Below are 7,766 nucleotides of genomic sequence, written 5' to 3'. Positions count from 1 at the left end.
TGACGATGATGACGATGATGACGATGACGATGATGACGATGATGACGATGATGACGATGACGATGATGACGATGATGCGGATGACGAAGATGATTTAGATTCCGACGAAGATGCTGATGCTGATGCTGATGCTGATGCTGATATCGAGGTCATTGAAGGGCTTCCTGATGACCCCACCTTAGAAGACCAACTGTAATTGGCAAAGGTGAATCCTTACAACTCCTAAGCTCAAAAGCATCAACGCTCTAATTTAAAATCATCCCCCGTTCCGATTGACAGAACGGGGGATTTTTTATAACGAAAAAAACGTTATAGTGTAAATATCCCCCCTAGGGGGATAAGAAAGGTGTTATCTTAAAAAAAGTAAAGAAACGTAAAGAGTTATTCATTAATCCTATCTTGTTTAATAATCCTTGGTTCTCACTGACATCGACTTGGTTGCCTGAAGATGCGGACGCATCACAGCAGGATACCTGGTCTTTCCTGCGCTGGGATAAGCAGCAACGACAGTTATGGTTGGTCTTTGGGGGGGCGGCTTTTTTGGTTTCTGTGCCAGTGTTTGTCCAAGCCCCTCTGGTGCGTTTCGCGCCTGGGGTGAGTTTAGTTTTAACCCTGGGCTGGTTTCTGGGGGCGTGGTGGCTGTATCGGCGGTCTCGCTTTACCCGGTGGGGGGATATTTTACTGGGGTTTAGTTGGAGTTGGCTGGCGGGTTCAATTTATTGGGGATGGTTTCGCCAAGAACCGTTGGTGCATCTTCCGATAGAAGCGATCGCGCTACCCTTAGCCCTTTGGGGAATTAAGCGCGGCTGGGGCAAAATTGGCAATTTCTTCTATTTAGGCTCATTATTAGGCACAGCCATTACAGACATTTACTTTTATCTCACTGGGTTAATTCCCTACTGGCGGGAAGTGATGACTGTTGATCCTGACGTGGCCAATGTCATTCTACAAAATGCCACCACTCAAGTTCAAAATCCCTGGGGAATTAGCTGTGCAGTTTGGTTAGTGAGTGTGTTGTTAACGGTAGGCTTATGGTCCCTGCAAAAGCGTCAAACCCATTGGTGGGCGTTTGGCGGTGCAGTTTTGAGTACCATTTTTGTGGATGGCCTCTTTTGGCTGGCCATTTCCTTTGCCTGAGTCCTCATCCTAGAGTCTGTTAACAGGTCTAGGTCAAGAGTTAACCCATTTTGAGCTAAGATTTAACACAAGGTGTGGACTGAATTCAGAAAGGGCGAAACAGAAACATCGTGTTTAATTGGTTTAATCGTAAATTTGGCAAACGTGACAAAGAAGACTCCCAGAAACCCTCTGAGGAGTCTAAACCGTCTTCTCCTGCGTCAGAGGAGGCGGAGGAGTCCCCCGAAACACAGGACTCCTCCACCGCCACGACAGAAGACTCCACCAGTACCACTCCTGATGATTATTTGCAGTGGGCAAAGGCGGCCTATCAGAATATACAGAAGCGTCAAACGGTAGAGAAAGAACCCGAACCGGAGCAAGAAGCAGAAGAACCCGAACCGGAACAAGAAGCTGAACCGGAGACGGTAGCAGAACCCGAACCTGTTGCAGAGACTGAACCGGAGACGGTAGCAGAACTCGAACCTGAACAAGAAGCTGAACCGGAGACGGTAGAAGAACCTGAACCTGTTGCAGAAGCTGAACCGGAGCAAGAAGCAGAAGAACTCGAACCTGAACAAGAAGCTGAACCGGAGACGGTAGAAGAACCTGAACCTGTTGCAGAAGCAGAACCGGAGACGGTAGAAGAACCTGAACCTGTTGCAGAAGCAGAACCGGAAACCCCAGAAGAACCCGAACCTGTTGCAGAGACTGAACCGGAAACCCCAGAAGAACCCGAAGCTCCGGTTGAGCAAGAACAGCCTACAAAAGCGACACCTGCTTGGTTACAACAAAAATCAGATGGGTTGGAACGGTTGAGAGAGACGGCCATCGAAGAACCGGAAGAAGAAGTCGCTCTTGATGAGGATTTTGTGTGGTCGGCGCGAGTCTTAGCGGAGCAGGGACGTAGCCCGGATGAGGTGTCCCTCGAAGAAATTAGTTGGCTGAAACGACTGCGAGAAGGGTTAGGGAAAACCCGTCGGAGTTTGGTGAACCAATTAAAAGCCGTTGTGGGTCAAGGGCCGCTCAATGAAGAAGCGGTGATGGAAATTGAAGCCTTGTTGCTGCAAGCGGATATTGGGGTGGAGGCCACGGATTATATTGTGGAGACGCTGCAAGATAAGCTACGAGAGGAAGCCCTTCCGCCAGAAGCAGCGATCGCATATCTCAAGAAAATTTTGTGTGATGTCTTAGACCGGCCTCTCCCTGACCCCAGTAATGCGGCCTTAGTGCCAGAACCCGGTAAACTCAACGTTTGGCTCATTACCGGGGTAAATGGAGCAGGAAAAACCACCACTATCGGCAAAATCGCCCACATGGCGCAAAAATCTGGCTATCCCAGTCTCATTGCGGCGGCGGATACCTTCCGGGCCGCGGCGGTGGAACAGGTGAAAGTCTGGGGAGAACGGGCTAATACGGCAGTAATTGCTAATCCGGGGAAAAATACCGACCCGGCGGCGGTGGTGTATGATGCGATCGCAGCCGCCCAATCCCGCCAAACCGAACTCCTCCTCGTCGATACCGCCGGACGATTACAAAACAAGAAAAACCTCATGGAGGAGTTAGGCAAAATCCGCCGCATTATTGATAAAAAAGCCCCAGATGCGGTGATTGAGTCGTTGTTAGTGTTAGATGCCACGTTAGGACAAAATGGCTTGAGACAAGCGCAGGTGTTCTCAGAAGTGGCGCAATTAAGCGGGGTGGTATTAACCAAACTCGACGGCACTTCTAAGGGAGGAGTTGCCCTAGCTGTCGCCCAACAATTAGATTTACCTATCCGCTTTATTGGTGCAGGCGAAGGCATCGAAGATTTACGTCCTTTCTCCAGTTATGAGTTTGTAGAGGCGTTACTTAGTGAATAATAGGTAATTAGTGATTGGTAATAGGTAATTGGTAATTGGTAAAGAGAATGGGTCTATAATTCCCTATTCCCTATTCCCTGTTCCCTGTTCCCTTGTTCACAAAAAACCAACAACAACCAACAACAACCCCAAATTACTGACCCAAAAAATTAACCTCCCCCTTTTGCTCTAGAAACTTACTAAACTCATGAGCCGGGAGGGGGCGGCTGAATAAGAAACCTTGGATTTCATCACAGGGATGATCTTGGAGGAATTCTAATTCATTAATAGTTTCTACCCCTTCCGCAATTACTTTTAACTGTAAATTATGCGCCATTTGTAAAATTGCAGTGACAATGGCTGCATTTTTTTCTTGACTGGCAATATTACGAATAAAACAACGGTCAATTTTGAGAATATCAAAAGGGAATTGTTGCAAATAAGCTAAAGATGAATAACCTGTTCCAAAATCATCAATAGCAATATTCACCCCTAAAGACTTGAGAGCCAGCAACTTTTGGCGAGCGACAAAAGGATTCTTAACTAAAATATTTTCCGTTAGTTCTAAATCTAAAAAGCGCGATTCTAATTCCGCTTCGCTCAAAATTTTAGCTAAATTTCGTGATAAATCCGAGCGTACAAATTGCCGTCCAGAAAGATTAACCGCCATGTAAAAAGGCGTTTGGGTTTGATTCATCCAGAGTTTCGCTTGGCGGGCGGCGGTGCGTAATACCCATTCCCCTAAACTGACAATTGTTCCCGTTTCTTCCGCAAGAGGAATAAACTGAGAGGGGGAAACCGATTCCGCCCCCGGTTGAAACCAGCGCAGGAGGGCTTCTGCACCGATGATTTTGCCTGTTGTGAGACTAATACGAGGCTGATAATAGACCTGAAATTCCTCTTGTTCTAAGGCTAACCGAAAGGACTTCTCAAAGGCCAGCGTATCGGTTTTATTACTAGAGAAAGTAGGGGTGAAAAATTGATATTGGTTGCCCCCTTGAGTATGGGCATAATTTAAAGCCGCCTTGGCATTGTTGAGGAGAATATCGAGGGTGTCGCCATTGTGGGGATAGAGGGCGATCCCGATACTGGCTGTGACATAGGCTTCTTGGCCGTTAAGCACAAAGGGCTTTTGTAGGAAGGTTAAGATGTCTTCGGCCCTTGCGATCGCACCTTGTCGTTGACTTTCCCTATTCGAGAGAATCACAAACTGATTAAAACTCACATAGGCAATATAAGTCTGCTCACCCTGCTCCTGTTTTAACCGTTGTGCGGCTTGCTGCAAGAGTAAATCTGCATATTCATAGCCAAAATTATCGCTAATGCGGTTTAAACGCTCCAAACAGAGAACATACACCGGAATCGACAGACCCGGCTTTAATTGAGGGGCGTGTCTCTGAATCTTGCTAAAGCGATCTTGAAGGGACATTCGATTCGGCAACTGAGTCAACGAATCATGATAGATTAAATAATTCAGTTGGTCTTGGGTTTCTTGGAGTTGGCGAGTATAGGTGTCTTGTAGGATTTGACGCTTTTCTAATTGAGTATCAATAACCGCCACCAATTCCGCCCGACTGCAAGGTTTGGTTAAAAAATCCTCAGCCCCTAACTTCATCCCCATGCGAAAATCCTCCTTGGCCGTCTTGGCCGTCAAGAGAATAAAGGGAGTGGCTGCTGTGAGGGGATTTTTGCGAATGGCGGCTAACACCTCATAGCCACTGAGTTGGGGCATAACTACATCACAGAGAATTAAATCGGGCGTGGTGGCGATCGCTAAATCTAACCCCTGTTGACCATTCTCCGCGGCCATCACCTCAAATCCTTCTGCTTCTAACAGATCAAAGATGTTGTCCCGCACTAGCTCGTCATCTTCAACAATTAAAATTTTGGTCATCGCTCTATAGGGGCAAAGTCAAATCAGTTGCATCAGGGAACACTTACCCAAAATTGTAATCCCTTGTTCTCGAAAACAAGCGGGATTTTTGCAACTCGCTCCAATTTCTTTTTCAACCACTAGCTGCAAATCCTCCCAAAAGTACGTCATAATAGAAAACGCTCAACTTTGACTCATTGATTTGTTTCATTGATTTTTTTCTGCCTTGTGGCGTGAAGCCACATCCTAAAATTTAAACGTTATCGCTTACCATCTAACAAGTTCCATGACTCCGATCACCGTCGGCCTATCGGGAGGGGTGGATAGCTCAGTGGCCGCCGCCACCCTCCACCATCAAGGTTATCAAGTAATTGGCCTTACCCTTTGGTTAATGAAAGGGAAAGGACAATGTTGCTCAGAAGGGATGGTCGATGCGGCTATGATCTGCGAACAATTAGGTGTTCCTCACCATGTCGTCGATAGTCGTGACCTATTCCAAACCCAGATTGTCGATTATCTCGTCTCTGGGTATGAGTCAGGCGTGACCCCCCTTCCCTGTTCCCAATGTAATCGTACCGTGAAATTCGCGCCCATGCTGAATTATGCCAAAGGGGAATTAGGCTGCGATCGCGTGGCCACAGGTCACTATGCCCGCATCCGCTATGATGAAGCCAGTGGACGCTATCAACTCTTACGGGCCGTTGACCAACGGAAAGACCAATCTTATTTTCTCTATGATCTGAGTCAAACCTTATTAGCCCATATTCACTTCCCCTTGGGAGAGATCACCAAAGACGAAACCCGCCAAATTGCCGCCCAATACAACCTCACCACCGCAACCAAACCCGAAAGTCAAGACCTCTGTTTAGTAGAGTCTCACGGGTCCATGCGTAGCTTTTTGGATCAGTATATTAATCAAAAAGAAGGCAAAATCGTCGATCAAGCAGGGAATGTCCTAGGCACTCACCAAGGCATTCACCACTACACCATCGGCCAACGGAAAGGGTTAGGCGTTTCAGCCCCTGAACCCCTCTATGTCATGAAACTCGACCCCGTAATGAATCAAGTGGTAGTCGGCAGTCGTCAGGATGCCACCCAAGCCGATTGTACCGTGCAACGGGTCAACTGGGTCTCCATTGCCGAACCCAGCACCCCCATTCGTTGCCAAGTACGAGTCCGCTATCGCACCCCCCCCGTCCCCGTGAATGTGATCCCCCTAGAAACCGGACGCATTAAATTAGTCTTTGATGACCCCCAGTTTGGCGTTACCCCCGGTCAGGCCGCCGTTCTCTATCAAGATGACTTACTCTTAGGGGGAGGCATCATCGAACGTCCAGCCTAGGAAAGGTTCGGGATACATAAGCAGGTTGGCGAAAAAATGAATTTTTCAAACCTTCGCTAACCGAGTTTGATGGGGAGAGAGAAATGATGAACATGAGGAAATGGAGTGCAGTCATTTTTGGACTAGGGATGGCAGGATGTACAATATCTTCCCCTCCTGTCTCCCCCGTCCAACCCGGACTCCAAAACACCCTCAATTGCTTGATTCCTCCTTGGAATGCAGCGATAAACACCCCCCTTTATCCCGTGACAAGGGAACAATTAGCCCCTTGTGAAAGTTCCCAACACCCCCTAGGGTATGATGAGCAACTCTGGGAGACTCCAGAAGCCAAACAAGACCTACTCAACGCCCTAGACCGCAGTTTAGCCTATCTCAACTCCGCCAATGCAGCACGGGCTTATAACAATTATCCCCTGAAAGAGATTAACCGCGCTCAAGTTCGTCGCAGTCTGCAACGCTTCCGCACCCTCCTCCAGCAAGCAAACTCTCCAGAACAGCTACAAGCCGCCGTACAGCGCGAATTTACCTTTTATCAAGCCATCGGCCAAAACCAACTGGGAACAGTCCTCTACAGTGGCTATTTTGAACCCATTTACCCTGCAAGTCCCGTTAAAACTGACGACTATCAGTATCCCATTTATAAACGGCCCCCTAACCTCAACAGTTGGCCTCGTCCTCACCCCGTCCGCAAAGAATTAGAAGGAGAAGACGGAACAGGTGGAAAACGCCTGCAAGGATTAGAATTATACTGGCTGCGGACTCGTTGGGAAGCCTATCTCATCCATATTCAAGGTTCGGCCCGTCTCACCTTACCAAATGGAGAAGAAGTCACCGTCGGTTATGCGGGAAACACTCGTCACAACTACAACAGCATTGGCGGAGAATTAGTCAAAGATGGCAAAATTCCCCTAGAAGAACTCACCCTCCCCCGCATTCTCACCTATTTTGAAGCCAACCCCGGCACGGCCAACGAATACATCAACCGTGATAACAGTTTTGTTTTCTTTCAAGAAAATAACGGCACTCCGGCCACCGGAAGCATCGGAGTCCCCTTGAGTGCCGAACGTTCCATCGCCACCGATAAACAATTAATGCCTCCTGGTGCGTTAGCCTTAATTCATACTGCTATCCCAGAGTTTAATGAGTCTGACAGTCCTCAAGATTTGTTAATCAGTCGATATGTGTTAGATCAAGATGCTGGAGGAGCAATAAAAGGCCCAGGCCGAGTCGATTATTTTCTAGGCAGTGGAGAGAATGCAGGAAACCGCGCTGGAGTCCTCCGCAGTTATGGACAATTGTATTATTTAGTATTGAAAGAGTAGAAACTAATCCGGAATCCGGTTTAATTTAATCAGCATCCGAAGGCAGGAGGCAGAGGGTAGAGGGCAGAAGGAAGGAATAAGGAGTAATACGGAATCCGGTATCGAAAGACCCTAAAAAATCATGAAACGCTCTCTGGGTGGGCATTGCCCACCCAGCCCTGTCAAGGTGGGTAACGAGATATGGCGGTTTGGAGTCGCCCTCACCCCCCAACCCCCTCTCCCAACCTTGGGAGAGGGGGAGAAAATGTCTCTCACAAGTGTCTGAAACAACG

General features: G+C 47.9%; 7 protein-coding genes. 5 read left to right on the top strand and 2 right to left on the bottom strand.

Annotation, left to right across the window (positions count from 1 at the left end):
• From PN462_RS15500 to ftsY, 3 genes are all read left to right on the top strand, one after another.
• Window positions 1-196, top strand: a 196-nt coding sequence (locus tag PN462_RS15500) for a hypothetical protein (protein WP_272129591.1), incomplete at its 5' end; no start/stop codon positions are given.
• Window positions 197-399: 203 nt separating this feature from the next.
• Window positions 400-1,137, top strand: coding sequence for a DUF3120 domain-containing protein (locus PN462_RS15495; protein ID WP_272129589.1), 738 nt, complete (start codon window positions 400-402; stop codon window positions 1,135-1,137).
• A 110-nt stretch (window positions 1,138-1,247) separates the two neighbouring features.
• Window positions 1,248-2,978, top strand: coding sequence for a signal recognition particle-docking protein FtsY (gene ftsY / locus PN462_RS15490; RefSeq protein ID WP_272129586.1), 1,731 nt, complete (start codon window positions 1,248-1,250; stop codon window positions 2,976-2,978).
• A 133-nt stretch (window positions 2,979-3,111) separates the two neighbouring features.
• Here ftsY and PN462_RS15485 read toward each other — a convergent pair whose 3' ends face one another.
• A complete protein-coding gene (locus tag PN462_RS15485) occupies window positions 3,112-4,851 on the bottom strand; it encodes an EAL domain-containing response regulator (protein WP_272129583.1) in 1,740 nt (579 codons plus the stop codon).
• A gap of 265 nt (window positions 4,852-5,116) precedes the next feature.
• On the opposite strand from PN462_RS15485, the gene mnmA reads away from it, so the two are divergent.
• Together mnmA and mltA are read left to right on the top strand one after the other, a co-directional pair.
• Window positions 5,117-6,172, top strand: coding sequence for a tRNA 2-thiouridine(34) synthase MnmA (gene mnmA, locus PN462_RS15480; RefSeq protein WP_272129581.1), 1,056 nt, complete (start codon window positions 5,117-5,119; stop codon window positions 6,170-6,172).
• Between the two features lie 92 nt (window positions 6,173-6,264).
• Window positions 6,265-7,494 carry a murein transglycosylase A gene (mltA, locus tag PN462_RS15475; protein WP_272129579.1) on the top strand — a complete coding sequence of 410 codons (1,230 nt, stop codon included), beginning with the start codon at window positions 6,265-6,267 and terminating at the stop codon, window positions 7,492-7,494.
• A 25-nt stretch (window positions 7,495-7,519) separates the two neighbouring features.
• Here mltA and PN462_RS15470 read toward each other — a convergent pair.
• The coding region (locus PN462_RS15470; protein ID WP_272129578.1) for a hypothetical protein at window positions 7,520-7,766 on the bottom strand (247 nt) is incomplete at its 5' end.

The organism is Spirulina sp. CS-785/01 (assembly GCF_028330525.1).
In the GTDB taxonomy this organism is placed as follows: Bacteria; Cyanobacteriota; Cyanobacteriia; order Cyanobacteriales; family Spirulinaceae; genus JAQMSD01.
Note: the sequence above shows the minus strand (reverse complement) of the source record. Positions and strands in the feature narration are given on the sequence as shown.